A 26,985-nucleotide genomic window follows, 5' to 3' on the forward strand; every position below is an offset into this window, starting at 1 on the left:
GCATAATGACACGGATACTCGCCTTCGGCACATATAACAAGCGAAAGCACCCCAGAGTCGGCATCATTATCGATGGACTTCGGCAGCATGGGTGCGAGGTCAGGGAAATCAACCATCCTCTGACGCTTTCCACCGCAGGTCGTGTGGAACTCCTCAAAAAACCGTGGAATCTCCTCGGCTTTGCCGCAGATGTCATGGGTCTATGGATTCGATTGCGCCGTGACGCCAAGCGATGGATTCGTGACAATGGCAGGCCAGATGCCGTTCTCGTGGGATACATGGGCCATTTTGACGTATTGCTGGCGCATCATCTGTTCCATGGCATTCCCATCCTGCTGGACCACCTCATCTTTGCAGGTGACACGGCAAGGGACCGAGGTGCCTCAGGGCTGAAGGTCAAGCTGCTCAGGCATCTCGACCGCATGGCGATCGACGCATCCTCACTGGTGCTGCTCGATACGGAAGAGCATAAGGCTATGCTCCGTCCAGGAGACCATGGAATCGTCGTTCCCGTCGGGGCGAGCGAGGAATGGTACGAGGCACGTTCGAACGCCCATAAGCGCGACAAGGGCATCATATTCTATGGTCTCTATACGCCGCTGCAGGGAACTCCGGTGATTGCAGAGGCAATCCGCCTGCTTGCAAAGCGTGGCGTGACTCCTCATGTGACGCTTGTCGGTCAGGGACAGGACTATGACGCCGTGCATTCACGGCTTGAACGACTGGAAAACGTTGAATTCATCGATTGGGTCGAGCCTGAGGACCTCCCCCGCCTCGTAGCCGAATACTGCATAGCCCTTGGCATTTTTTCAACGACCCCCAAGGGCCTTCACGTGGTGCCGAACAAGGTCTATCAATCCATGGCGGCAGGCTGCGCGGTGATTACGAGCGACACGGCGCCACAGCGTCGTGAGCTGGGAGACAGCGCACTCTTCACGCAGCCAGGCAGCTCCGAAGCTCTCAGCGAGGCAATCCTGCAGCTGTTGGAGAACCCTTCGAAGCTGGAAGGATTGATGAAGGATGCCGAGCGCAGCTCACAGCGCTTCACCGCCTTTGAGATAACACGTCCGATCGTGCGATGGCTGCAAGCGAGGCATGAATTCGCGGTTATCCACACATCGCGCATCACTGACCAGCGCGAAGGTCGATAGCGACAGCAAGGGATATATGTAGCGAACCTGAAATCCGCCGAGCCTGTCGGCATTCAGCGCCTGGAGATTATTCCACGTCAGCGCGAGCGCCCCATACATCATGAAGATCGAAATGAAGCACAGAACCAGCATTCCGGCAAAGTATCGATTCTCACTCAGCCACTGCCACGGACCTCGACGATATGCCGCGACCGATTGATTCCGAGACAGAACGCAGATAAGCGAAAAGAGCCAGGCCGCCAGAAGCACGATGAACTGTGGCAGGAACCATATGGGCTGATGTACGAACATATGTGGCAGATTGGTCATGGATCGCAATATCACCATCGCCGTGTGCAAGGGATGGGCAATCATCTGATGCGTGTTGCGGGCGATGTTGCCTATGGCGAGCATGCCGCCAAAATGCATCGACCACGGCATGTAGGTCGCGGCGAAGACCGCCATGGGGACAAGCAAGATACCCGCCTTTACCTTTGCCGTCATGAGCCTGTGCGGCAGCAGCAGAAGTACGAGAACCGGAACGGCATACAGAATCTTCGAATAGAGCAGCAACAGAAACAGCAGCCCCACGATGAAGCGCCCTGATCGGGCGAGAGGCCTGTTCGTCTCGATGCATTTCAGAACGATCGCAGCGAATATCCCACACAGTGCGATGATATTGCCGTCCGACATCAGGCTTGAGGCCAGGAAGACGATCGAAGGCATGCCGCCGATCACTGCCAGGACCCATTTGCCTCGTGGAATCATACATATCGCAGTCCCCCACAGGAGCATGAACACGATCACATTCGTGATTCTGGCCATCTGCCAGCTTGAATACGGTGTCATGCCTGACCACATCGCAGTCCTCAAACCGATCGCCTGTGGCAGATACAGCAGAGGAAAATACTGGTTCGACCTGTTGGCATGGTGTCTGTCGGGTATGCTGACCTGCTGCCTTGGCTGATTGTTTGAAAGCCGCTGCTGCCATGTTCCGGGATCGCCTTTGAGAGACAGCTGAATCGCATCCATATCGAGTATGTTGCGCTTGCCTCCCAGAAACAGGAACTGGGAGTCACCGCTCAGACTCTGCCGCTTCACTGGGTTGCCGAAAGCGTCGACTTCCCTATGCACGGGTGAGAAGATCCTGCCCGTCGCCAGAGAATAGATCGTGGGGCCATGCATATCAGGATCCGGCGATGTCAATGGACCGAGCCTGGCCATGAACCATGCCGATTCGCTCAGACAGAGCATGACGAAAACAAGCACGGGAATGGCTCGCATAAGCCTGCGATGCCTGTCACGAAAGGACTGCGAACGGTCGTGGGACCGGGCTGGCTTGATTGCCAACCCTGGACCTGCCCCGGAAGGCATCGTCCGCTCGCTCCCCTGAGTATCCGCTCCCACGTCGTGTCAGTCTTCCAGAGAGTTCACATACTTCTTCAGAGCCTCTTCCCAATCCTCGGGATGGAAGCCTGTGGATTCAATCTTTGCAAGGTCAAGTGCGCTGTTGACCGGACGCGGTGAGACCGGTCCCTTCGCATTGGCCATGTACTCATCGGTGCTCACTGGCTTCGCGCGCTCGGGGTCTGCGCCCGACAGTGCGAACACGTCTTTCGCTATGTCGCACCATGTTGCGATCCTGCCTGAACCGGTGAGATCATAGGTGCCATATTCCGCGTTGCTGTCCAAGAGATGGAAGATGCCTGCTGCCATGTCCTGCGTGAAGGTCAGGCGGCCATGCTGATCGTCGACGACGGTGATCGACGAATCGTTTTCGGTAACCTTCCTGGCGAGCATGTTCATGGTCTTCACGAAGTTGTGTCCTTCGCCAATGACCCAGCTTGAACGAACGATGTAATGCCGTGGAACGTTCGCGACGGCAGTGTCTCCCGCAGCCTTTGCCTGACCATATACGCCCAGGGGCGCGAAGGGCTCTTCTTCCGTATGCTGTTCGGCGACGCCATCAAAGACGTAGTCACTGGAAATGTGCACGAGCGTGATCTTATGCTCAGCGGCGACCCTGGCAAGCAGCGCCGGCCCCTTGGCATTGGCCTTCCAAGCGGTGACGCGCCCCTCTGGGGTCTCTGCCTTGTCCACTGCAGTATATGCGCCCGCATTGATGATGGTTCCGTAGAGGGCCCAGTTGATCTTGTCGTAGCTGGCCGGATCCGAGAAGTCGAAGGTGTCAATATCGGTATATTCGAAGCCTTCGAGATCATGGGATTCCGCATATGCGCGAATTGCATGGCCGAGCTGACCGTTTGAACCGGTGACCAGGGTTCCGCGCGGCCCCATGGGTTTGGCATCCTTGAGCATCGGATGGTGCAGATCGGCTTCGCTGCGCTCGCTCTCTTCAAGTGGGATTGGCCATTGAATGTTAAGCTCGGGATCGGCGAGATTCACAAAGGTGTATGTCTTCTTCTGTTCCAAGCTCCAATGCGCGTTGACGAGATAGGTGTATGCGGTGCCGTCAGTGAGTGTCTGGAAGCTGTTGCCCACTCCCCTCGGCACAAAGATTGCCTTGGAAGGATCGAGCTTGGTGGTGAACACCTCTCCGAAGGTCCTGCCTGGACGCAGGTCAACCCACGCTCCGAAGATCTCACCGGTTGCGATGGAAATGAACTTGTCCCAGGGCTCGGCGTGAATGCCTCTGGTGACGCCTCGGGTGGTGTTGAAACTGATGTTGTTCTGAACCGGTCCGAAATCAGGCAGGCCGAGCTCGCTCATCTTGGCGCGCTGCCAGTTTTCCTTGAACCAGCCACGATTGTCGCCATGCACTGGCAAGTCGAAGACAACCAATCCGGGGATGTTTGTTTTTGTTGCCTTCAGTTCCTTTTCAAATTCCATTGTTGAATTGGATCCTTTCACCACACATCAGTCTTGACCTGTTGCTTCTCTGTCGAAAACAATACTCGCACAACACTGAGCATGCCCATGCAAGACTTGCCGTGTTCTGCACGAAATCGGTCGTACCCGCACAGGCGAATCGCCGTCATGCGGGTATTCACGGAAACGTCACTGGCCTTGTGCCTTGTAGCGCTTCTCAGTCGCCGCCTTGGTCTTTTCCCACCATTCCTGATGATTGGCGTACCAGTCGATTGTCTTGTCCAATCCCGATTCGAAGTTCGTATGCTCAGGCTGCCAGCCGAGCTCTGTGCGAAGCTTCGTGGAATCGATCGCATAGCGACGATCATGACCGGGACGGTCCTTGACATGGTCGAAGGCATCCTCCGGCTGGCCCATCTGCTTGAGAATCAGCCTCAGCACGTCGAGGTTGTTCTTCTCGCCGTCTGCGCCGATGAGATAGGTCTCACCCAGACGTCCCTTGGTGAGAATCGTCCATACCGCTGAGGAATGGTCGTCGGTGTGTATCCAGTCACGCACATTCAGGCCGTTGCCATAGAGCTTCGGACGGATGCCACTGAGAATGTTGGTTATTTGCCTGGGAATGAACTTCTCGACATGCTGGAACGGCCCGTAGTTGTTCGAGCAGTTGGAGATCGTCGTGTGCAGCCCATAGGTTCGCGTCCAGGCGCGCACCAGCAGGTCGGAGGATGCCTTCGTCGACGAATACGGGCTTGAGGGATGGTATGGCGTCGATTCGGTGAATCGTGCGGGATCGTCAAGTGCAAGGTCGCCATATACTTCGTCGGTGCTGATGTGATGATAGCGGATGCCGAACTTACGGACAGCCTCGAGCAGTCGGAAGGTTCCTTCGACATTGGTCCTCAGGAAAGGCTCGGGGTCTGCGATGGAATTGTCATTATGCGACTCTGCCGCATAATGCACGATGGCGTCATGCCCTGGCACGATTCTGTCGAGCAATGCAGCATCGCAGATATTGCCATGCACGAAGTCGACGCGATCCTCGGGAAGTCCCTTGATGTTGTCAAGGTTGCCGGCATAGGTAAGCGCATCGAGCACGGTCACATGGACCTCAGGATGATTGTTCACCACATAATGCACGAAATTTGAGCCAATAAAGCCACAGCCACCGGTAACGATGATGTTCTTAGGAGTAAATGCTTCAGTCATATGGCTCATCTTAGCGTTGCAAGGGGAGAATGCCCATCAACTTCAACCTACCGATTGCAATGCTGGCCGCTGCGCTGCCTTTCAGCGCTTTCACCGCGCCCAAGCCGCCAGTTCAGCAATAGCGTGGCGACACCGAGAAGCAAGGCGACATCCACAAGAGGTCCGGTCGATCCTGTGGCATAGAAATAAGTGACATAGTCATTGTCGATATATTGCGTGAACCATGTCACGGAGAAGCAGTACGCGAGCGCATACAGCATCAGAAGCACTCCGAGCGACAGAAAACGCCAATGAGCTCTCTTTCTCAGGACGAGTCGGCAGAGCGAGGAGACAAGCGCCAGGGCAAAAAGCAACAGCAGCACCGTATGCATCCATACATACAGGTGGTTCACCTTCGACGCCAATCTTATCGCTCTGTCGCGGGTCAGGAAGGAGCAATATTCCGGGTTCGGATCGGCGATGTTCACCCCCATCTTCCTGAGACCAAGCACGTTGGCTGTGGATTCTGCGGTGCTGTTGAGATTCTTCGAAAGCGTGTATTCAGGACGAGGGTCGAAGTTCCATCTGAATGCCTGTGCGGTCGGACGGACCAATTCCAATATCTGATGCTTGCTTCGCGGCACCAGACTTGGAGAGAGCGAGATTTTCTGGGTTTTCTTCAGCTTGCCCGTTGCAAAAGCTCTGTCCAGTTCCGCATTGACTCTTGCAAATAGCCGCTGAACTGAAGCCTCGTTCTTCCAGCCGTGCGAGGAATGGGTAACCGCTATCCTGATCTGCCATGTCAGGAAATCCCCCCTTATGGGCTTGAGATCCATGTTCGGAGCGGCAAAGCCGCCGTGCCAAAGCGCATCGATGAGTTTCGGATCTGATCGCAGCGTCGGCGAATTCGCGATGGCCGCTTTCAACGAAGATGGCGGCGCCCATGTCGTCGTATTCTGATCGGGACTATCAATGGCATAGATTCTATTGGTGAAACCGGCAAGCTCCCCCTCGGTTCTCGTATTCAGGAGATATACGCCAAAATAGCGCTGATTGACTGCCTTGTTTATCGAAACCGCTCCAAAGGTGACGATCGAGGGCAGCAGAGAGACCATGATGACCATGATCCTCAAACCCATTTCAAGCTCATGCCGCATGACGAGGAAAAGCTTGTAGAACAGAACGAAGACGTAAAGAGGCACCAACCATAGCGAATCCTCCTTGAGCAGCAGCAACTCCGCCATCCCAAGTCCCATCACGATCCCCGTGACCGCATACAGAACAATATGCAGACGCGTTGAGAGGCCGCTTGCCACCATCACTTCATCCGCGTGATGGGGAACCTCGGTTTCGACTTCCTTCCGCCGTCCGTCACGGGAGTCTGCCAACGGGGTGAAGGCGTTCAACCAGAGAAGAATCAGCCCCATAACGAAAAAGATCAAAGGCGGATATAGGGAATTCCTGTACATTCTCAGTCCAAGCCAATTTTCGAATGCCAACGGATTCCAAAGAATGTACCCATAGGTGAAGCTTGCGAAAATCGCGTTGTGAAAGATCTTCCAGACAGCCATTCCCATGACGATCGAAGCGGCCATCCATATGCAGAATTGTGCGATATCAGCGTTAAGGCCGATTCCTGAGAAAAAGTTCACCCAAAAGCTGTATCCCTGATTCTTCGCAAGCGTATCGCTGTTGTCATCGATGAAATGCGTGGAAAAGGATTGATTCATAAGAAGCCGGTCATCTGCCACCTGACTTGAGGGATACCACATATGCAGGGTAAGACTCATCAGCAGACGTGCAGCTGTGGCCAGTGCGATGATAATGGTGAGCAGGATATGCGTTAAAGTCGTCCACGATTTCGTGACCGGCATGATGCGTCGCACATTGAAACAACGATCGGTCAGTATTCTCAATTGCCAATTCCTATGTTCACTATGGGATTGCCAAGGCAGGGCATGCACGATGTGCGAGACTTCTCAGAATCCACCAAGCTTACTCTCATGATTCGTAACGGTAGCACCCAGCTTAAACCATGCTTCGCATCCACAAGCTTTCATCTGTGCTGCAAGGTGCCCATGTGTGCCCATAAGCAGCTCGAAGACCGTGTCATATGCCAGGGAACGACCATGCCTTGGGTATCAGGCGTCTCACACAACGGCTGCCCCATCGATCGGTCTCGCTTCTTTTGGAATTATTCTTGCGCTGTTTGTAGGCTGAGCTTGTGCAAAGAAGAATAAGCAAAGGTATGAGTTTCAAGACTGCTGCGAAGGATGGCGCTGCATGGATTTCTCACCATGCCATTGCCTCTGTCTCGATGCTGTTCATTTTTCTTTCCACCGTCGTCTGCCTGATCCAGCTTGCACCGATAAACACATACTATGTTGTCACGCTTTCGGATACTGCACAGGCAGGCGAGACGGTGACCTTCGCCTTCGATGCGAATCCCGGATACACCGAATCAGCCGTGCAAAGCGCTGACATCATATTCAAACCCCAGGCAGAGGCAAAGCTGCGAGTTGATCCCGTGAATCTGGATTCCAAGTCGCTGAGAATCTCCATTCCTGGAGACAACGTCACGATGGAGAAATTCTCGTCAGTAGTCAGCGTCAACGGCACCGTGCTATACCAGAATGCTGCGATAAACGGCAGTGACATATCCCATGTGGCCGAAGGCTCGCAGCGCACATACCAGCTCACCGAGGCACAGCTCAGTTCAATCCATTCCCAGGCAGGATTGAAGTCAGAGGTCAAACTGATGCTTCTGGCAGTGCTGATCTTCATCTATATCGCTGCCATCATGCGACTGACCGCGCTTCGCGGAATGAAAAGACTGCATTTCATCGTTACCATGCTCGCATCCGCTCTCACCCTTGGCTTCATTGCCAATGCACTGTTGGTGAAGCAGCCCATCGAGATACAGCAAAGCGTGACATCGTCCTCGCCCACGTCAATCCAGCAATCCGCGGCCTTCAGTGCAACGCAATCCTTCGATCCGGTGGACGATGTTTCACAAATAACGCTTCCCGTTTCCATCACCGGAGACGTGGATCCCAACGATTCCACGAACGCAAACTACTCGTCGGTATATGAGAGCAATCAGGAATTCCATGACTCCTACGAGATAACGGTGGTTCAGGGATCCTCGCACACGATGCTGTTCAAAGGAAGGGTGACGCCCAGCATGCTGGATTCCGAACTATCCAGCATCACGATCGCCCTGCATGCCTCGCCAAGGGATGGTCCCCTCGAAATAACGTTGTCGAAGAATGCCGAGACTACGGTTCCCACACTCCAATTCCAGACCTACCCTTCCGTGACGAATGCGAGCTACACAAGACCGGCAAGCGTCCAAGGCCTGCAATACGGATCTTCCGTCTACCTGGCGGTGAACGCAAGCTATCAAGGATTCGATTACAGGACGTTAATCGCGTTGCTCGTTCTTGGTTTCTGCGTGCTGCTTATTCTCAATCTCTGGTGCTCACGAAGAGCGAGGCTCAGACTCAGCAGGGCACTGCCCGTGACAAACTATCTTGTCTTGCTTGGCTATGCCATCATGCAACAACCCATATATGCCAAATACGTTCAAGGCTTCCCGGACGAGCTGGCACACATCTCGTATGTGGCATATCTGCAGCAGCACGGAGGGCTGATTCCGGACTTCAAGCACATGGTCGTATACGCCTTGGGAAGCTCTTCTCAAACCTTTGACCTCTCGCATTCACAGAGCTTTAACTATCTGGGTCACCCCCCTCTGTACTACCAGATCATGAAGCTGCTTGGCGGCGTGACGATCAATGGCAATGTGGCCTCGTACAATCTCAGCCTCATGCGCATGGAATCCTTCGGGATCGGGTTGCTGGGCGTCGCCCTGCTGTTCTACATCGGTCTGACAAGACTTCCCAAGATACCTTTGCTGCATCTTCTGTTCGGGCTGCTGATCATCAGCCCGCCAAACCTCATCTACGGCATGAGCGGGGTCAATAACGATTCGCTTACAATCCTGTCAGTCTCTATCTGTCTACTGGGTCTTGTGCGCTTCTACGAAAAAAGATTCGGCTGCATGACATACCTGCTTATTGCAGTCGGAATCACAACAAGCCTGCTGACCAAGCTCACTGCAGGCATGATAGTCAGCATCGCCGCCATATGCATTCTGGCCTATTCGATTGTCGTCGAGAGGCAATGGAGGAATCTATGGAATTGGAGATTCCTTGTCTCTCTCCCGGTCTATCTACCCATTCCCGCCTATTTCGCCACTATGTATATGAAATATCATGCGCTTCAGCCGAGCTTTGCCAAGCTGGCGTATCACGAATACGTTCACAGCATCTGGTACACCCCCCTCGGCCAGCGGTCTGAGATGGGAGTCTGGGGATTCATCACCACCTATCTTTCAAACTTCATGAACACATGGTTCAATCTCGCTGGAGCTACGACTACCGGCCGCGATGCTGCGTGGCCATTCTTCAGCCTCGACCGCATCGGCATCGTGCTCGTGCTCCTGATACCGTTCGCCCTGTTCTTCATCACAATCAAGAGCACTGCCAAGATGTACCTGCAGTTCGGAATGATTGCTGTCGGCATCGCCATGCTCATGCAGATGAAAGGCACCTATGCAAGCGTCATGATGAATGGGAGATTCGGGGGCTACTCAAGCAGATATTATCTATGCGCGATTGGTCTTTTCGCCCTTGCCATCATGCTGCTGATCTGCAGATACCTGGTGACGCGCGAAAGCCACGATCCGAGTCAGCTGCCGCAAGGAAACGGTGCTCGGCTGGACGATTCCACCCGAGCGGGAACCGACATCACGCAGAGACTGACATCGTCGGGCATGATGCTATGCTCGCTGTTCTGTATGCTTCTGTTCTTTGACGGCTTCATTTATTCGGTTCTGTATCAAGCCACATCGATAACAGGATTCACCTTGGGCTGACCGTCGCATTCATCGGCATTCACCGTTTGGCATGAATCAGGACATCGTACGCAAGGTTCTCAGCTCTCCGTATGCTTGCCAGAACCCAGCCGACAAGCCGCTGGGGCGCCGTCATCTTTCCCAGCATCCTTCTCATGCCTAGCCTATCGGCCTGAACGAGGGATCTGTCATCATCACGCGCATGCGAGTTCCCGGCCAATCCCCGCAGCTCATCTCTGACACTCGCCGTCAGCCCGAAATAGTTTCGATATGGCACGACGCCCCGCTTCAGCGTGAACTCGAAGTTTTCCGCGGCTGCGATGACGTTATCGTGCCAGAAGGCCGGCGTGCGCTTTGAATGGGTCACCGAGTCCGGTTCCTGAAGCCAGTAGTAGAGTACTTCGTTCACGTCGACCACGCGTTTCATGCGCGCATAGAGCGGCCCTGCCATGCGAATGTCCTGCGCAAAATGACCTTCCTTGAATCGAAGGCCGTCCCATAATTCACGTTTGTAGAGCCTGCACCAATTGGCCTCATTGAAGTATCTTGCCTCGGTTCTTGCCCCTCCAAGAATGCGCAGGGTCTTGCAGAACACGCTTTGATACGCATTGAGAGGATCGTCGATCAGTGTAAGCGCTCCCATCTTCTGGGCTGCGGATGCTGACTTGATGGTCGAGGGCAGCTCGGACACGCCGATCTGGTTCCACCTGCCCTTGGCCATGTCGGAGCGGGTTCGCTGCAAGGCCATCAGTAGATGCTCGATGTTGCTGCTGTGCATGATGTCATCATTGTCACAGAATGCTATGCAGTCGCCCGTGGCAACATCCAGTCCTGCGTTCTGCGCGCTGGCGATGCCCCCGTTGGGCTTGTGAATGACCGTCACCCGGGCATCCTGTGATGCGTATTCGTCGCATATGCGTCCCGACGCATCCGTCGCACCATCATCGATGAGCAGTATCTGTAGATTGCGGTAGCTCTGGCCAAGAATTGAATCGACGCAGTGTCTCAGATATCGTTGCGCGTTGTAAACGGGCACGATGATCGAAACGAGCGGCTTGTTTGCAGGCATGGTACTCAGTGTACTTCCTCGGAATTCCTATGCCCTCCGCGCTTGCGAATCGCCTTCAGCAGATCCTTGGGAATGACGACGACGTGTGTCACGAGCATGACAGATATGAACACGCCATATATGACGGCATATATCAGTGCCATGATTCCCAGGCCTTGGATATCGAAGAAGTGGAAGAGCAGCTTGACCACGATCCAGAGGACTGCATTCGCGCCGATTGCGAGGATTGCGTTTCTCGTGATCACGTTACCGGTTTTTCGGGCCAGCATCAGGTAGGAAATCACCATGGTGATGCCCGTGCAGATCATGCTGGCCAATGCGATATGCGTGATCCCGCCAAACTTGGCAGCGAGGATGAAGATTGGAATGACGATGACCAGCGAACAGATAGACAGCACATCCGAGAACCTGTTTGAACTGAACGAAGTGTGCACCATGTTCAGCATGACCGTCATGCCCATGAAGAAGCTGGAAAGCGACAGGAAACTGAGGGTCGTGCCCGCTATGGCATAGGCCGGATGATAGAACGAGACCAGCAACGAGGCGCTCGACGCCGAGATCACGACGGGAATCGGCAGAATGAATGCGAGTACGAGAAGGATGAACTGCTTGACCTGCTTGACGGCTCCATGCACGTCGTTCTGTCCTATGGCCTTGGCCACTACCGGCAAGATAACCGTGAAGAAGGCGGTCATCAGATAGTACGAAAGCTTTCCAAAGTTCACCGCACCCGTGTAGTATCCTGCCATCGAGGCGGGTTCGACGACGGATTTCACAATCAAGGTGTCAATGCTCAGCACGAGCGAAACCATGATGAAGAATATCGAAAAGCTCAGAGTGTTATGCGCTATGGTTCTGAACGGGATGACCTTGGTACTGACTGACTTCAGTTCCTTTCGATATCTGAAGAGGAATACGCAGCCCAGTGCGATTGAAAACAGCAGCGCCAGAAGATATCCGATCTCCATGCCCGCGACGGGATCCTTCTGGAAGAAGAAGATGATGAGCGGAATGACCGATAGCTTTGCGATCGGATAGATGGTGCTTAGCAATGCGCTGGTGCTGAAGCGTTGGATACCGTCACTGATTCCCAGGAGCAGAACGAACAGCCCATTGGCAGGGACGAGGAATGCTGCAATCCGGAAATATATAGCAAGAGATGGGTCGTTGAGTATTGCGCTGAACAGTGGGGCGCCAAAGAAGTTGATGCAGAAGAACACGAGGATGAGCAGCAACTGGAACAGAAGGCTCTTTCTGATGACGTCGCCGACGTCAAAGCGCCGCATCGAGATTTCCTTCGCAAGCGACTGCCTTGCACCATTGGAAAGAAACATGTATTCGAAGTCGAGAACTGTCATGATGGTTCCGACGATGCCATAGCTTGCGGCCGGCATCGTGTTTCCAAGGAAATAGTGGATGATGTACCCGGCGACGAAAAACACCACATTGCTGACAAGATTCAGAACAAGGCCTTTTCGCATCTCAACTCCTGGTGTATGGAACAGTACGGCGGTCAAATATACGCTGGTTTCGTGCAACCATTACCATGAAACTGTCGAATTCGTGGAAGTTCTACACACGGGTCAGATCCAGAGGCGCTATCAGCGACGCACCGCGAGGGTGTCGGTTCCGTTTCCGTCCCAGTCGCCGACAAGCACAGAATCGGTCGATCTGCCATATACGAGCACTTCATCGGCCTCGCCACTTCCGGTCAGCGAATTCTTGAAGTAATAGGTCCCTCCACGACGTACGGCCAGCGTATCCTTGCCATCACCATTCCAATCACCCACCAGAACGACATCCGAAGGCTTGCCATATGCGAACGACCCATCGGCGACTCCTCCGGTCAGCGAATTCTTGAAGTAATAGGTCCCTCCACGACGAACAGCCAGCGTATCCTTGCCATCACCATTCCAATCACCTACCACAACGTCATCCGTCGCCTTGCCATAGACCAGGGTCTCGTCAGCCTGACCGCCCGTCAACGAATCCTTGAAATAATAGACATTGCCACGACGAACAGCCAGCGTATCCTTGCCATCACCATTCCAATCACCAATCAGCAGGACATCCGAATCCTTGCCATAGACCAGGGTCTCGTCAGCCTGACCACCCGTCAACGAATCCTTGAAATAATAGACATTGCCACGACGGACGACCAAGGTATCCTTGCCATCACCATTCCAATCACCCGAATAGACCGCATCGGTCGCCGCACCGTATACGACGACGGAACTGGCGACGCTGCTCGTCAGGGAATTGCTGAAGTAGTAGGTTCTTCCAACCGTCGAAGGAGCAGGGGTTCCGGTCGGACTTCCAAACCAATCCGAGTAATACAGGAAGAAGTTTCGATTGCCATAGGACGAACAGCTGTTGCCCGTACCGTAGCCAGCTTCCAAAGCGGCCTTGTTGGGCTGATATGGAGTGTAGTTATACAGTCCGGCCGTCGCCTGATTTACTATCTTTACGACGGAAGACCCACAGGAAAGCGTGGGGCTCCAATAGATGGAATTATTCCCTATGCGGTATTGATAGTCGGAAGGGTTTGCCTTATACAGCTTGTATTGCCGGGCAGCGGCGTATGTCTGGTTGAAGAAACCATAATATTGGCTGTTGCATGCCGCAGTATCAGGGCATCCGAACCCCATCGCAGTCGTGTATCGCCAAGGGCTGGGGTCAACGTGCGTCACAAGACCGTTTTCCTTCTGCAGCAAGACCAGAAGCACCTTCTGACTCACCCCGCAGCTACGTGCGACCCCATCGATGATCTGCGCGGCAGTCTGCTTCACTCCCCCGGTATAGCCGTTGCAATAGGAGTCCTTAGACTTGGCAACCGTTGTCGCAGTGTAATTCTTCAAACACACTATGGAAGAAGGGTCTGAGTCGAGCTGAGGCTTGCATGTCGGGACTTTCGCGTTCAGGAATGTCTGGACCTCCGCGGCCGTCATCGAGTCCGAATCATAGAAATTCGCATCAGAGATAATCTCGCCAGCGTTGAACTGAGTGGCATCGGCAGCCTGCGCCTGAGAATTCACACCCGCCAGTCCAATGCAGAAAACGATTATGGAGACCACCAGAAACGCAAATGGCCTCAAGCTTTTACGCACTCTAGATTCACCCTGTGGACGCAATATCGTGAACCTATTCAACATAATCATCTTCCCATTGACGAAATAGCCTATTCAAACAGTATTCCATCGAACGATCAATCTGCAACATTAACTGTTTGCGAACCGGAGACTCCTTGCGACTTGGACGAGGAATAGCTTAGCCGGATCGTCCAATTGCCCACGGCAAGCTGACTGCGAGGAATGGTGATTTCGCCGCACGAGGTATTCGTCGCATTCACCGTGGCCTCACGTGAGACGCTGCGCGACACTGAACCTTTCGTCGCTGTCAGCGTACAGGTCCCTCCCGTTTCGACGACATTGTTGACGGCGCCATTTGCCTGGATACCGGCCGATTCGGCATCCCACCATGTCAGCTGTACCTGAGCGACCGTCTTCCCGTTCTTCGTTGACTGAGATGTTGTCGTTGGATCGGTTGCGACTGCGTCATCTGAGTCTGATGCTGAACTCTGGGAACTTGACGCCGTCGAATCCTGGGTCTGTGAAGTCTCATCCGAAGATGACGAAAGCGATGCGTCAGTCGACGTGGACGACGCCGTATCGCTTGATTTGGAAGAATTCTCTATCGAGGAGCTCAGCGAAGCCTCGCTCGAAGTGCTGGCCTCCATCGCGGCCTGGGTACGTTTCCAAGATCCTTCGGCCCACCAGATCAGTGCAACCACAACGACCAAAGCAACTATGGAAGCAATACCGGCAATAATCAATCCATGTTTCCTTTTCACAACTGTAAGATTACCCTGTCCTGATCATTTAGGTCGGCGATCTGCAATCAGCGTCCGTCCCAATTGCCCACGAGAACAACGTCGCTGGCCTTTCCATAAACGACTACCGTATCCGCCTGTCCACCAGAAATTGAATTCTTGAAGTAATATGTCGATGTTCTTCTGACCACCAACGAATCTATTCCGTCACCATCCCAATCACCTGCAAGAACCGTATCCGTTGCCTTGCCATATGCAATGACCCTATCCGCAACCCCACCAGAAATTGAATTCTTGAAGTAATATGCTGCGCCTCGACGGACGGCCAGGGAATCAGAGCCATCCCCATCCCAATCACCGACTAGCACTGAATCGCTCGTCCTGCCATATGTTATGACTCTGTCAGCAGTTCCCCCCGCAATGGAGTTCTTGAAATAATATGCATTGCCACGTCTGACGGCGAGAGTGTCAACCCCATCACCGTCCCAATCTCCAACAAGAACCGTGTCGGTCGGTCGGCCATAACGAATAACCTTGTCAGCCGTTCCACCTGATATCGAATTCTTGAAATAATACTCATTGCCACGTCTGACGACCAAGGTGTCCTTGCCATCACCGTCCCAATCACCGGTAAGAACAGCATCCTTGGCTTTTCCATAGGAGATTACTGAATCGGCCAATCCTCCAGATATCGAATTCTTGAAATAGTATGTGGCATTTCTTCTCGCCGCCAGAGAATCACCTGCGAAGCTCTCATATTCGGGGGGCTGATTCTGCTCTGGATCTGTGACGGTGAAGGCATAGGTGCCTGCCGCGAGCGCATTCAACGCAGTCGTGCTCACACCGTCGCTCGGCGTTCCCATGAGTATGGACGCATCCGTGTCACTGCTGAGAGAGGCTTCGCTTGACACCTTCGGTATTCTCAGCTGAGCGTTCAACCCGGATGGAATTGTGATGATTATCGTTCTGGTATCACCAGTTCTTGCAATCTTCGTGCTGATCTGGCCCTGCTTCGTGCTGATCGTCGTCGTGACTGTCTCGCCGATGATCCCATTCGCATCGATTCGATACATCTGCGAACCCTGATCAGTTGCATCTGGCATGGCAACCGTGCCGCCGACGCCTTGTATCATCGCGGAGCCCCCGCCACTCCCCCAAGGATGGGAGAAGGTCATATTGGGCTTCGAACCCGTCGACCATGCTTCGGGAGTAATCGTGGCATGAAGCTTGTTGATGACTGAATCGTACGTTCTGGGGTCATTGCTTTCCGTACTTTCCAAGATGCCGTTGGCGAGGTCGCCATTCCCGCTGTCGTATAGCCCCTGATAGAAGAAGTACGCAGAATAGATGCTTCCTGACGCCTGTCTGCCGTAGTGAGTTATCTTTTCCGCTATGGCATTGGCATCCCTCTGGGAAGGGTAGACGCCATAGGCTAGCGCGACGTATGAGTTCTGCGGAGAAGTATGTTGCACGCCCTGCTTCGCCGCATTGAGTCCATCTATGAAGGTATGGGTCTCGGAACTGTATAGCTTGGTGAGGATCGCCGATTTGATTGCTGCCGCCCGGTCACCGTATGCCTTCTGATCCTGGGGGTTGTGCAGCGCGCCTGCGAGATAGGAAAGGTTTGCGTATGCCTCGTATGCAAAGACGTTGATCGCAGTCTTGTACGTCGTATTCTCATAGTCAAAGCCCGGAGTTTCGGTTCGCGGCCAGTCAACCAGATCTTCTTTCGAAGAGGCGCCTTTCACCAGATGCAGCTTCGAATCGTAATCGATGACCTTCCCACTGCGAAGGATCTCCTGCAACTTCGAGTAGACGCTCCTTACATATTGCACATCACCAGTATGGATGTAATCCTGGTAAACGCCGAGCACCGGCATCAGTCCGTATTCCGTATACTGCGATGGGTTGTCAATGAGCCAGTTCCAGGTGTTTCGCGATTCCAATCCCTGCGAGCCCATTGAGAATTGCAGGCTCTGATAGATAAGGTTGTCGCCCTCATATGGTCGGCGTTCACGGGTTATCGAATCCGGAACCGTGTCCATGGTCGTTGCCGAATCAGTATGCTGCGTGAGGGAATAGATTGAATTCAGCAAGGAGTTCTGTGAAGTGAACGATGTCGCCTGTGCAGGGTCCGAGGGTATCGAGGTCTGCAGGCCCTGAATCTTGTCTGCGGTCAGCTTCTCAGGATAGTTGTAAAGGGTGACGTAGCGGAATGCCTTCAGACTGTATCCGGCAAAGGTCGTGCCTTGGCTTGGGAACTTCCAGGTCTCACTGTACGTGTTGCCGGTACGCATTCTATACACGGCCTTGCCGCCGGAAATCTCCTCACCCAAGGTTATCCGAACATTCGCCTTTGACGAGGAGGTGAGCTGGATGTCTCCGATGACCTCTTGAGGGAAGGTGACCGTATAGGTTCCACCTCCTAGATCCACTATCGAGGCAGGGCTGACCTTTCTTCGAATGGTGTTCGCGGTTATCGATGGAGCGAGTACGGGATTGCCAGAGATCATCTGGCCGAGAGCCTTATATATGCAGGGAGAGGTCGTGGATGCGGAACATGATGTCGTGTCGATGAAACCGTTCGATTCCCTAGGCACGCTGTACTCGCTCCCATTCAGCTTCCACCAGTCGTACGGGAAATTGCCTGTATCGGCGTTCTGAGCGAGTTCAGTGTAATATCCGGTGCCGATTGACTGTCCCGAGGTTCCGTACACGATGGAATCCATCGGCATGATCTGCTGTTTGTTGTCAAAGGTTGCAGCGGCATTGTCTGAGCCATTACCGTCAGTGGTTTCTGAAGTTGTATTTGGCCGAGCCGAGTTGTAGACCACGATGGGCGTTCCATCTGCGGAAAAATAGCTCAGCTGCACCAACACCCCGGTAGTCTTGGCCTGTGAATAGCTGTACAGTCCGACAGTATTGGGGCTAGAGGGCGACTGAGACAATTCGTTGGTCACGTCGAAAGTGTTGTAATACACGGTCGGCGTGCCTTCACCAGCTTTCGGGGAAGTTCGCCGATTGGGACCGACACCTACCTCGACTCCATTCACGTAGACATTGGAGACGTAGCGTTTGGATGCCTCTGTGTCCAAGGCGGTCACTGTCAGCAGAGCCTTACTGTATGCAATGCCACCGTTCTGCATGGCCGGCACCTGAGCTCGGAGCAATGTGGAGACGCTGGCCGGATGAAGCCACAGAAAGTTCGTGTCCGTAAAGCCAGTGTTCCCCATCGCTGTGGCAAACTCATCTGTTGACGAACGTTGAGCGCCCTGACCATAGGTAACGGTCAGCTTCCATGAGTACAGGGTGCTATCTTTCAGACTGTTCTCTAGATTCGGCAGTTCCTGCGCAGATGCAGAAGCGGAATACTTGACACCCGTATCGAAGACAGGGCTGCCTTGAGCCACCTCTCCCTGATATATAGCTATCTGGTATGCCTGCTGCGCCTGGGAATTGGAGTTCTTCCAGGAGAAGGCGATACTGGCCCTGTCGACATTCCACGCTTCTCTCAGACCATTGACCGCTAGGCTGTATGGGTTCGTGCCTTGAATGCTTTCCTGATCAGAGGCATCGTCATCGCTGATCGCCTCCGTCGCATCTGTGGAAAAGTCCTGGACTGACCTGCTGCCTGTCGACGGCGACGTAAGTTGCGGAGCGGGTGTCTCCTTGGGCTGAATCGTCTCTGGCGTCGTTTCAGCATCAAGCCGCTGCTGCTGCTGCTCGAGTTTCTGCGTCTCTTGAACCGAATCTTGAGTGTCTGAATTATCTGTGCTCGAAGCATCCGAAGAACTTGGCGATTGTGACGAAGCTGAAGAATCATCCGTCGATTCTTCAGCTGAGGCTGCCTGCGAAGGAACAAGTAAAACCAAGCTGACTATTGTGCAGCAAATGGCTGCAAATATTCTTCTTCTATCTCTTCTCACAAGCTAATACTAAATGAGACTAGGTACTCTGAACTCAATAACCACTCAGTTTTAGCTAATGCTAGTCCCGCTTGAAAAGATCCCTCGTGTAAACCTTGTCTGGCACATCCGAAAGATCGGCATTCCATCGGTTGGCGACGATGACATCGCTTTCCTGCTTGAATGCCTCCAAGTCGTGAGTGACCTTGCTGCCAAAGAAGTCAGGATCGTTCAGCGTCGGTTCATACACCACAACCGTGATGCCGCGTGCCTTGATTCGCTTCATCACGCCCTGTATCGCCGATTGCCGGAAGTTGTCGGATCCCGACTTCATCGTAAGGCGATAAATCCCCACAACCGGATTCTCGACTCCCCGCACACGTTGCTCAATCTCGGTCGCTATGAAATCCTTACGAGTCCGATTCGCGTCGACGATTGCGGAAATCAGGTTCTGTGGCACCTGATCGTAGTTGGCCAGCAGCTGCTTTGTGTCCTTGGGCAGGCAGTATCCGCCGTATCCGAAGCTCGGATTGTTGTAATCGGCACGAATGCGAGGATCAAGGCATACGCCATCGATTATTTCCTGGGTCTGCAACCCTCTGGTCTCGGCATAGGTGTCAAGCTCGTTGAAGAATGCCACGCGCAAAGCCAGATAGGTATTGGCGAACAGCTTGATGGCCTCCGCCTCGGTCGGACCGACTACGAGGCGTGGAATGCCAATGGTTCCATCGGCATTCTTGCGCCCGGTCTCGCCGTCGGCCGCACCATGAATCAGCAGGTCGGCAAAGCCTTCGGCTGCCTTGCGAGCTTCGGCGTCATCCTGCGGGGCACCAACGACAACGCGTGAGGGGTGCAGGTTGTCATACAATGCATGGCCTTCGCGTAGGAACTCAGGGGAGAACAGCAGGCGGTCATCCTGCAACTTTCCGCGCAGATCGACCGTGTATCCCACTGGAATCGTTGACTTGATGACAATCCAGGCAGTCGGGTTGACCTCACGGATCGCAGCGATCGCCGCCTCGACGCTTGAAGTATCGAAATAGTTCTTCTGAGAGTCATAGTTCGTCGGAGTGGCAACAACCGCATAATCCGCACCCGTGTATGCCTGACGAGGATCGAGCGTCGCCTGAAAATCCAGTGGGCGCCTGCCTGAGCTATTACCATCAAGAAAATCAGTGATTTCCTTATCGACAATCGGGCTCTTCCCATCATTGAGCATCTCCACCTTTTCGGGGATGATGTCCAAAGCATGCACTTCATTGTGCTGAGATAGCAATAACGCCACGGAAAGACCCACATAACCTGTTCCGGCCACTGCAATCTTCATCAATTAACCCACTTTCAGAGTAATAAAGCCTTCAAACACTGCCAATAGTAGTCCATGGAAAATCCTTGTCTCAACTACAGAATCGAGATAAGCCACGAAAATATGGAAAAGCCAGGCCGCCTGACGAATCGAGCAATCAGGCATCCTGGCTTATTTCCTTCTCACACGATTGAGTGAGCGAACAGTCATCCGGATCAGATCTCAGGCGAAATCAGAATCTTGACTTGGCTCTTATCGGTGGCAAGGGTCTTGATGCCATCTTCCAGCGCATCGTCAAGGCCGATGCGCTTGGTGATGATGGACTGGAATTCGTCACGATGTCTGTTGATGATTTCAAGGACCTTCGGGAAGCTGTTGTTGTAGCAGAGTGTGGTAATCACGTCGATGCCTTGCATGATGAGATCATCGGTGATGTTGACATTGACCGGATGCCCATAGAGAGCGACAATCTGGACGATTCCAGTTCTCTTCGTTACCTTGAGCGCGGTATCGAAGGTGGTCTGAACTCCGGCGCACTCAAAGCTGATGTCAACGCCATCGGAAACGCACTCCCGGATAGCAGCATTCACATCATCATGCGCAGGATTGAGCATGTCCTTGAAGCCAAGCTTCCTTGCCTGATCGAGACGCACTTCAGATACATCGGAGATGAACACTCGGGTCGCTCCGGCAATTCGAGCGAGCAGCGCCGTGACCAGACCGATGGGACCGGCCCCGATCACGGCAACGGTCTGGCCCGCATGCAATCCGCTCTTTTTCAAGGCTTCGAAGGCAACCGCCGCCGGCTCGCACACTGCCCCCAGCTCAGGTGACATGCCTTCCGGCAGCCTATGTGCAAAGACATCCTGAATATTGGCATATTCTGCCATGCCGCCATCCTGCGAGAAGCCGAGGAAGTTTCCCGCACCATCCTTTGCGAGCGCCTTGTTGCAGAAATTATAGTTCCCAGCTCTGCAGTTCGCGCATCTGCCACACGCAATCAATGGCTCCACGGCAACGAAATCTCCGACTGCAAGATCATCGACTCCGCTGCCGACCTTGACGACCTGACCTGAGAACTCGTGGCCGAGTGTGATGGGAACGGTTTTACCGGTAATCGGGTGAGGCTGCGTAGGCAATCCCCATCCTTCAAGGAATGCGTGAAGATCGCTGCCACATATGCCGCAGTCCTTGACCTTGATCTGAACCTCATCGTCTGCAGGATCGGCAATCGCAACATCTTCGATGCGAATGTCGCCCTTTCCATAAATACGAACAGCTTTCATAAGAAGCATTCCTCCCCGAACGTTTCCCCAGACGGACGCTATTGTCCGTTGCCATACCCATTCTATTCCTTTCTCTACCAAGTGGAAACTTTTCGCGGTGACATGCCTACTGCACACCAAGGTTGGCATTTACGCATACAGCAAGCGAGTGACGGGAAACATGCGCTCCCACCACTCGCTTGCTGGTGATTTATAAACAGAAGACACCTATCTCATGCCATGCTCTCAGCGCTTGCCCATCTTCCAAGTCAAACGCTTCAAAGCCGCACCGCAGGCAGCCATCATCATCACAGCCAGGGCGACGATCGAAACGTTAACACCTGTTTTGACAAGCTTGTCTCCCTTGTATACCGACTCGGTGGAACCGGTCTGTGTCTTGGAGTCTGGGGTGTCGTTGCCATCTGCGACGTGTGATCCACCCGGCGACCCTCCATTGCCTTCATCACCCGTGGTGTCATCTGCATGGCTGTCAGAACCCTGATTATCGGATCCCTGGCTGCCACCATCGGCTGGAGCCTTCTTCTCGACAGCCTGCACATAGCTGACTGGCGAAGTGACGGTTCCTCCATACTGATTACTCACGACCGCATACCAGCCATGCGTTCCGACAGATGCGTTCTTCCAGGAGACCTCGGCGGTCAAAGGCAGGCCATTTTCAGTATCGGCCGTTTGCTCGGAGAGGCTTTCAACCCCCGATGCGAGCCCTCGCACGAGACCGAGCTTCTCCTGGCTGACATGCCTCGTCTGCGACACGGCGTTAGCACTCGCGATCAGGGTGCTGCCCTGCAAGTCCGCAGCGAACTCATCCGTGGAGATGCGCTTTTCAGAATTCTGCGCCGTTCTCGGCTTGATTCCCAGCTCGGAGAGATCGACAGTGAATTCCTCGTCAGAGGGTTTGAAACTCGACGAAGCAACAGTCTGAGAGCCGTACTTCTGAAGCGATGGCGAATACGTCCTCACCTCCATCGTGCCGTTCTGCGTATTGACGTGCATGAGCCGAAGGAAGCCCATGCCGCCCTCATCCAACGCCTGGTAGTCGAAGAGAAGATTCAGAACATTGCGGTCAGGCTTGCCGTCGCCATCGGAATCGATGCGTGACACGGTTTTCTGAGCACTGTGATAATGACCGGAGAACACCATCTTGACGTTCTTGTTGGGAATGACCACCTGCTTGTATATCTCCTGAGGGATGAGCCCCAAGCCTCCGGACGCGAGTAGGTACTCATGGAAGTTGAGGATGGCGACCCGGTTCGGATACTGCGCGAGAATCTGATTCGTCCAATCGATCTCATCCTGTTCGACACCCCAGCCCACGGAAACGACGATGAAATCGATGCCGCCTGCAGAAATGAGATCGTAATGGCCGCGGTTGTCTTCGAAGCTTCCGCCATACCAAGGGTTGGAGTCATATCTGCTTTCTCCGAAGTTCTTCGAGAAGTTGACATAGTTCTCGTCCTTGTGATCGACGTCATGGTTTCCCGCCAGCACACCATAGGGGAAATTGGCATCGTCAAGCTTCTTGTACTGAGCATCGGCGCGATCCCATTGAGCCTGAATATCCGCATCATCTACGATATCGCCGGTATGGAACAGATACTGGATGTTCATTGCCTTGCGATTGTTGATCAGCCAGTTGTGAATGTTCTCCTGATGCTGGTAATACCCGTCATCATCGTAATTGGCGTTGTAATACTGCGTATCCGACTCCCAGGCGAAGGTGAAATCGTAATCGCTGCGGGCAGTTGCCTCCTGCGATATCGCATCATCGTTCATCGTCACCACAGGATTGCCGTCAGCTCCATCGATGGTGGAGGTCGTGGCAGATTCGGGACTCTTCAAGCCATTGGGATTGGTGTTCTCGGACGATGCGTCGTCGCTCAGATTACCAGAGGCATACCCAGCACCATTCTGAACCACCACACTCATCTGATTGTCTGCAACATGGTCCTTGTTCACCACATTCTGCGCTATGCTCACCTTCCCATCCTCGTCCGCGCAAACACGTGAAACCTTGTCCCATGCACCGGTGGCAGTGTTCTTCACGAAGGCATAGATGTCAGCGTTCGCCTCGGCAGTGCCACTCCAATGAAGCGTCGTCGTGGCATCCGCATCCTTCGCAATCGCATCGGGAATGCTCACGGTGAACGACTGGTAGGGGAAACCATTGTCGGTCGCTGTCGTCGTGACCACCTTGCCATCGGCATCGTCCAACTTCGCCGCATCGGAGGCAGATACCGCTTCGCCAACGGTTGACGTGGCAAGTCCTGACTGAGTCGTTATCCCCGCAGCTACCGACACCTGCTTCGAATTTCCAGGCTTGTACTCCTCGCCGGCATAAAACTTCACATTCAACTCATCGCCAGGATTGCCCTGAGCAGTTACGCTCAGCTTCGGATCGCTCGTGGCGCTTCCATCAACTGAATCGGTCGCGACGATGGTGGGATTCTCGGCATAGGTCATGAAGGAGACCGACTTTGTGGCCTCGTTGCCAGCCTTATCACTTACCGTGAAGGCCACCGTGTGCAATCCTGCCGCCAGACCCGCCGAAGCGGTCTTGTAGGGAAGAGTGATGCTCTTCGCCTCACCGCTGCCATCCGTCAACGTTGCGCTCAGCGCACCTGTCTCGTCTGCGGCAGGAATCCCTGACGTTGCATCGCTCGCACTCGCGTTGATGACGATATTGCCGCGAAGCGTGTTCGATGCGCTTGCGTCCGCCGAAATCTCCGGCTCGATGGAAGGCTTGGTGTTGTCAACGATGACCTGAGATTTCGCCTCGCCCGCCTGCGCATGTGCCTCTACGTCATGCTCTCCATCGGTGACCTTCGATGTATCCCATGAGTACTGGCTGGACATCACCGACGAGGGGTCAATGGTGAAATCGAGACGTATGTATTCATATTGACCCGACGAATCACCTATCTTGATCGAACTCTGCGCATTGGCGACTTCGTCGGTCACGTCCTTTTCGGTCACTGTGCCCGTCGCTCCAGGGCTCACCGCCGCGACAGCCTTGCTGACCTTGAGATGCGTGCCATCGGGCAGCACGAGTCTGATATTCGAAGCCAGATAGTTGTCTGCGTTTTCGGTGTTGACGTTGCCTTGGTCATCGAGAATGTCGGTCGCGCTCGACTTGGTTCCGGAATTCATATACAGCGAAAGAGTGTTGTCGTGGATTTGCTCCAACGGCACTGGGAAGGAGACCGTCTGGGTATCCCCATACGTGCCGTCGTCAAAGCTTCCGATGACGTTGTCCTTCCAGTCATCCTCTGTCGGAGTTCCGGTAATGACCGTTTTCGTTGTGAATGAATTGAAGAAGAAGATATCAGTCTGCGTAATCTCAGCCGCAATGTATGGTTCCGATTCCAGTGACCCGCTCACGTCGCTTGAATCGATGGCTTGAGAGTCCACCGACATCTTCGGTAGGTCGGAAGAGCTCGTCCCCGTTGCGCGAAGCGTGACTTTTCCACGAAGGAATTGCCCTTCCTGCACGTTCAGGCGCACCTTGGCATCAGAAAAGTCAGTATTGACGATGGACTTGGCCGTCTCAGTGAACACCGGATTGATGCCGTCAGAGATTTCAAGATAATAGTCGACATCCTTCACGCCGATGAGATCGATCTTATTCTCGGTGTAGCCGTAGGTATCGCTTCCCGCAGGCTTCGTCAAGTTATGAGACGTGTATGTTTTCTCTCCCGCATGTCGAATAAAAAGTGATACTCGATTGAGAGCCACTTTCGAAGTGATGTCAAAGGAGAATGCCAAATCCTCATCCGATCCGAACGAAGTTGGCGTGTTGTCTTTCACATCTGGAGCTGACGGCGCCGCAGGATATGAATATGGCGTTGCACGAATGTCGTCATCTTGCACCGATCCGGGAGTCGGGGCCTGATCGCTTCTTCCCAATTTGGTCTCATTTTGCCCTGCAGAATACACATATTGCAAGGAGTGGGTGCTTCCGGTGAGATTTGTCGAAGCGTTGTCAGGATATGACGCACTGGAGATAAGCGTCTTGGTTTTCGTTTCGATCTTAAGCATCCGGGCCGAATTGTTGGCCATGCCGGCAGAGGAGATCTCGAAGAGATTCGTTCCCAGAACAAGGGCTTTATCAGCTGCAAGGCCGAAGTTCTTGTTGAAGTCTGCAGCCGTCATCTGGTCATTCGGGCCGTTCTTGATCCAGAAGACAATCGAGGTACCAGCAGGAATGGTGATGTCATTCTGCACTGCTGGCCATTCGACGTCACCGCTGTCACCCTGCTCCGGGTAGCTGTAATACAACGAATAATTATTGGAAAAATCAATTGTCCTATTTGCTATATTCGTAACCTCGATGAATTCATACCCATCGGCACCGCCAACATTTGCAGTATCAGGGGCAATTTCAGTGATCACCAGCGGAACAGTCGCCTTGTCATACTCATTTGCAGGCTTCGCAGACAACGCAATGGTCGCTCCTTCTCCCACGGTTTGAACGCCGTCAACGTCAGTCGCGACGAATTCATAGGAGATGCTCGTCTTCCCTGTCAGCTTCCCGGCAGGAATAGTGAAGACCCATTCATCACTGCTCCGATTGCCGTCGAACGATGAATCGGCAAAGCTGGCATCAACGTTGGTTTTGGTATAGAGACGAACCGAACCTATGGAATCCAGACCATCCGATGACGATGCCTTGACTGCCAGCTTGATCGCATCCGAGTCGTTCGCAGTGGCAGGAGCATCGGAAACATCGGTGAGAACGATCTTGCGAGCGCTTGTCTGCGGCCAGGAAGCCGGAATCTGCCCCTCGACCGTCGTTCCCGGAGTAGCCGCATTGTTGATGGAAAGCGTGCCGATTCCCTGCTCATCGTATGCATAGTTGATGGTGGTGTCGGTGTCGCCGCTCGTGGAATAGCTCACCGAATTCGTCGCATGCGTGGATCTTTGAGTCAGCACAAGCGTTCGCTGACTCGTGTTTGACATACCAGCTCCCTTGGAAATGGTGAACAATGTGGAGTTCATGACAAGCTGGGGGTCGTTCTGGGTGCGATCCTTCCAGAATGCGTTGAAGTCCGCGTCTGTGCTGAGCGCGGGGCTTATGCCTTCGGCCGTCACATTCGCATAGTTATCCCACAGGACTACCGAACCCTTGGCAGGTATCTGTGGATTCTGGGCATTGCCGCCGGCTGCCGCATCGAAGGCTTCAGGCGTCCAGTCGACGCCGTTATAGGTCAGGCTCAGGTCGCTCACACTCACGGGCTTCTCGCTGACGTTCGTAAGCTCTATGAATTCACCGATATTGACCGACTGCTTCACGCCATTTGCATCGGTGAATGAACCGTTTGCGGTCTTTACCGCAAGTTCGGTCATAACCACGGGCATTGCTCCTGTGATGCTTGCCTGGCTTGATTCCGCCGCCGCCGGCTTGGCGACCAAGCCCGCAGTAAGGGCCATCACCGATGCAATCAAGACCGACACCACCTTCATGCCGCCGTATCTCATACGCTTCTCCCTCATATTCTTCCCTTTTCTCTTGCCGCTGATCTCACTAT

At 53.7% G+C, this 26,985-nt stretch carries 14 protein-coding genes; 2 read left to right on the forward strand and 12 right to left on the reverse strand.

What is annotated here, in order from left to right; all coding sequences use genetic code 11:
- Positions 1 to 5 precede the first annotated feature (5 nt).
- Positions 6 to 1,151 carry a glycosyltransferase gene (locus QN062_RS05300; protein ID WP_369340806.1) on the forward strand — a complete coding sequence of 382 codons (1,146 nt, stop codon included), beginning with the start codon at positions 6 to 8 and terminating at the stop codon, positions 1,149 to 1,151.
- Here the strand turns inward: QN062_RS05300 and QN062_RS05305 are convergent.
- From QN062_RS05305 to QN062_RS05320, 4 genes are all read right to left on the reverse strand, one after another.
- On the reverse strand, positions 1,035 to 2,537 hold the full coding sequence (locus QN062_RS05305; protein WP_369340807.1) for a DUF2142 domain-containing protein: 1,503 nt from the start codon (positions 2,535 to 2,537) through the stop codon (positions 1,035 to 1,037). The two genes, QN062_RS05300 and QN062_RS05305, sit on opposite strands and share 117 nt — an antisense overlap.
- A 6-nt stretch (positions 2,538 to 2,543) precedes the next feature.
- Positions 2,544 to 3,980 carry a sugar nucleotide-binding protein gene (locus QN062_RS05310; RefSeq protein ID WP_369340808.1) on the reverse strand — a complete coding sequence of 479 codons (1,437 nt, stop codon included), beginning with the start codon at positions 3,978 to 3,980 and terminating at the stop codon, positions 2,544 to 2,546.
- 168 nt (positions 3,981 to 4,148) lie between these two features.
- Positions 4,149 to 5,168 carry a dTDP-glucose 4,6-dehydratase gene (gene rfbB / locus QN062_RS05315; protein WP_369340809.1) on the reverse strand — a complete coding sequence of 340 codons (1,020 nt, stop codon included), beginning with the start codon at positions 5,166 to 5,168 and terminating at the stop codon, positions 4,149 to 4,151.
- Positions 5,169 to 5,215: 47 nt separating this feature from the next.
- Positions 5,216 to 7,021: a hypothetical protein gene (locus tag QN062_RS05320; RefSeq protein ID WP_369340810.1), complete on the reverse strand. Its 1,806-nt coding sequence runs from the start codon at positions 7,019 to 7,021 to the stop codon at positions 5,216 to 5,218.
- Between the two features lie 374 nt (positions 7,022 to 7,395).
- On the opposite strand from QN062_RS05320, the gene QN062_RS05325 reads away from it, so the two are divergent.
- Positions 7,396 to 10,086: an ArnT family glycosyltransferase gene (locus tag QN062_RS05325; RefSeq protein ID WP_369340811.1), complete on the forward strand. Its 2,691-nt coding sequence runs from the start codon at positions 7,396 to 7,398 to the stop codon at positions 10,084 to 10,086.
- Between the two features lie 19 nt (positions 10,087 to 10,105).
- On the opposite strand, the gene QN062_RS05330 is transcribed toward QN062_RS05325, so the two are convergent.
- The 8 genes from QN062_RS05330 to QN062_RS05365 form a co-directional block, all read right to left on the reverse strand.
- A complete protein-coding gene (locus QN062_RS05330; RefSeq protein ID WP_369340812.1) occupies positions 10,106 to 11,134 on the reverse strand; it encodes a glycosyltransferase family 2 protein in 1,029 nt (342 codons plus the stop codon).
- Positions 11,135 to 11,139: 5 nt separating this feature from the next.
- Entirely contained in the window at positions 11,140 to 12,615 is a 1,476-nt protein-coding gene (locus QN062_RS05335; RefSeq protein ID WP_369340813.1) for a lipopolysaccharide biosynthesis protein, read from the reverse strand.
- A gap of 120 nt (positions 12,616 to 12,735) precedes the next feature.
- Positions 12,736 to 14,241 carry a hypothetical protein gene (locus QN062_RS05340; RefSeq protein WP_369340814.1) on the reverse strand — a complete coding sequence of 502 codons (1,506 nt, stop codon included), beginning with the start codon at positions 14,239 to 14,241 and terminating at the stop codon, positions 12,736 to 12,738.
- A 98-nt stretch (positions 14,242 to 14,339) separates the two neighbouring features.
- Positions 14,340 to 14,966, reverse strand: coding sequence for a hypothetical protein (locus tag QN062_RS05345; RefSeq protein ID WP_369340815.1), 627 nt, complete (start codon positions 14,964 to 14,966; stop codon positions 14,340 to 14,342).
- A gap of 65 nt (positions 14,967 to 15,031) precedes the next feature.
- On the reverse strand, positions 15,032 to 18,835 hold the full coding sequence (locus QN062_RS05350) for a hypothetical protein (RefSeq protein ID WP_369340816.1): 3,804 nt from the start codon (positions 18,833 to 18,835) through the stop codon (positions 15,032 to 15,034).
- A 115-nt stretch (positions 18,836 to 18,950) separates the two neighbouring features.
- Positions 18,951 to 20,195, reverse strand: coding sequence for a nucleotide sugar dehydrogenase (locus tag QN062_RS05355; RefSeq protein ID WP_369340817.1), 1,245 nt, complete (start codon positions 20,193 to 20,195; stop codon positions 18,951 to 18,953).
- A gap of 194 nt (positions 20,196 to 20,389) precedes the next feature.
- Entirely contained in the window at positions 20,390 to 21,460 is a 1,071-nt protein-coding gene (locus QN062_RS05360; protein ID WP_369340818.1) for a 2,3-butanediol dehydrogenase, read from the reverse strand.
- 225 nt (positions 21,461 to 21,685) lie between these two features.
- The gene (locus QN062_RS05365; protein ID WP_369340819.1) at positions 21,686 to 26,950 is read right to left on the reverse strand and encodes a metallophosphoesterase; all 5,265 of its coding nucleotides are present in this window, start codon (positions 26,948 to 26,950) and stop codon (positions 21,686 to 21,688) included.
- Between the last annotated feature and the right edge of the window lie 35 nt (positions 26,951 to 26,985).

This window comes from Bifidobacterium sp. WK012_4_13, from assembly GCF_041080835.1.
In the GTDB taxonomy this organism is placed as follows: Bacteria; Actinomycetota; Actinomycetes; order Actinomycetales; family Bifidobacteriaceae; genus Bombiscardovia; species Bombiscardovia fermentum.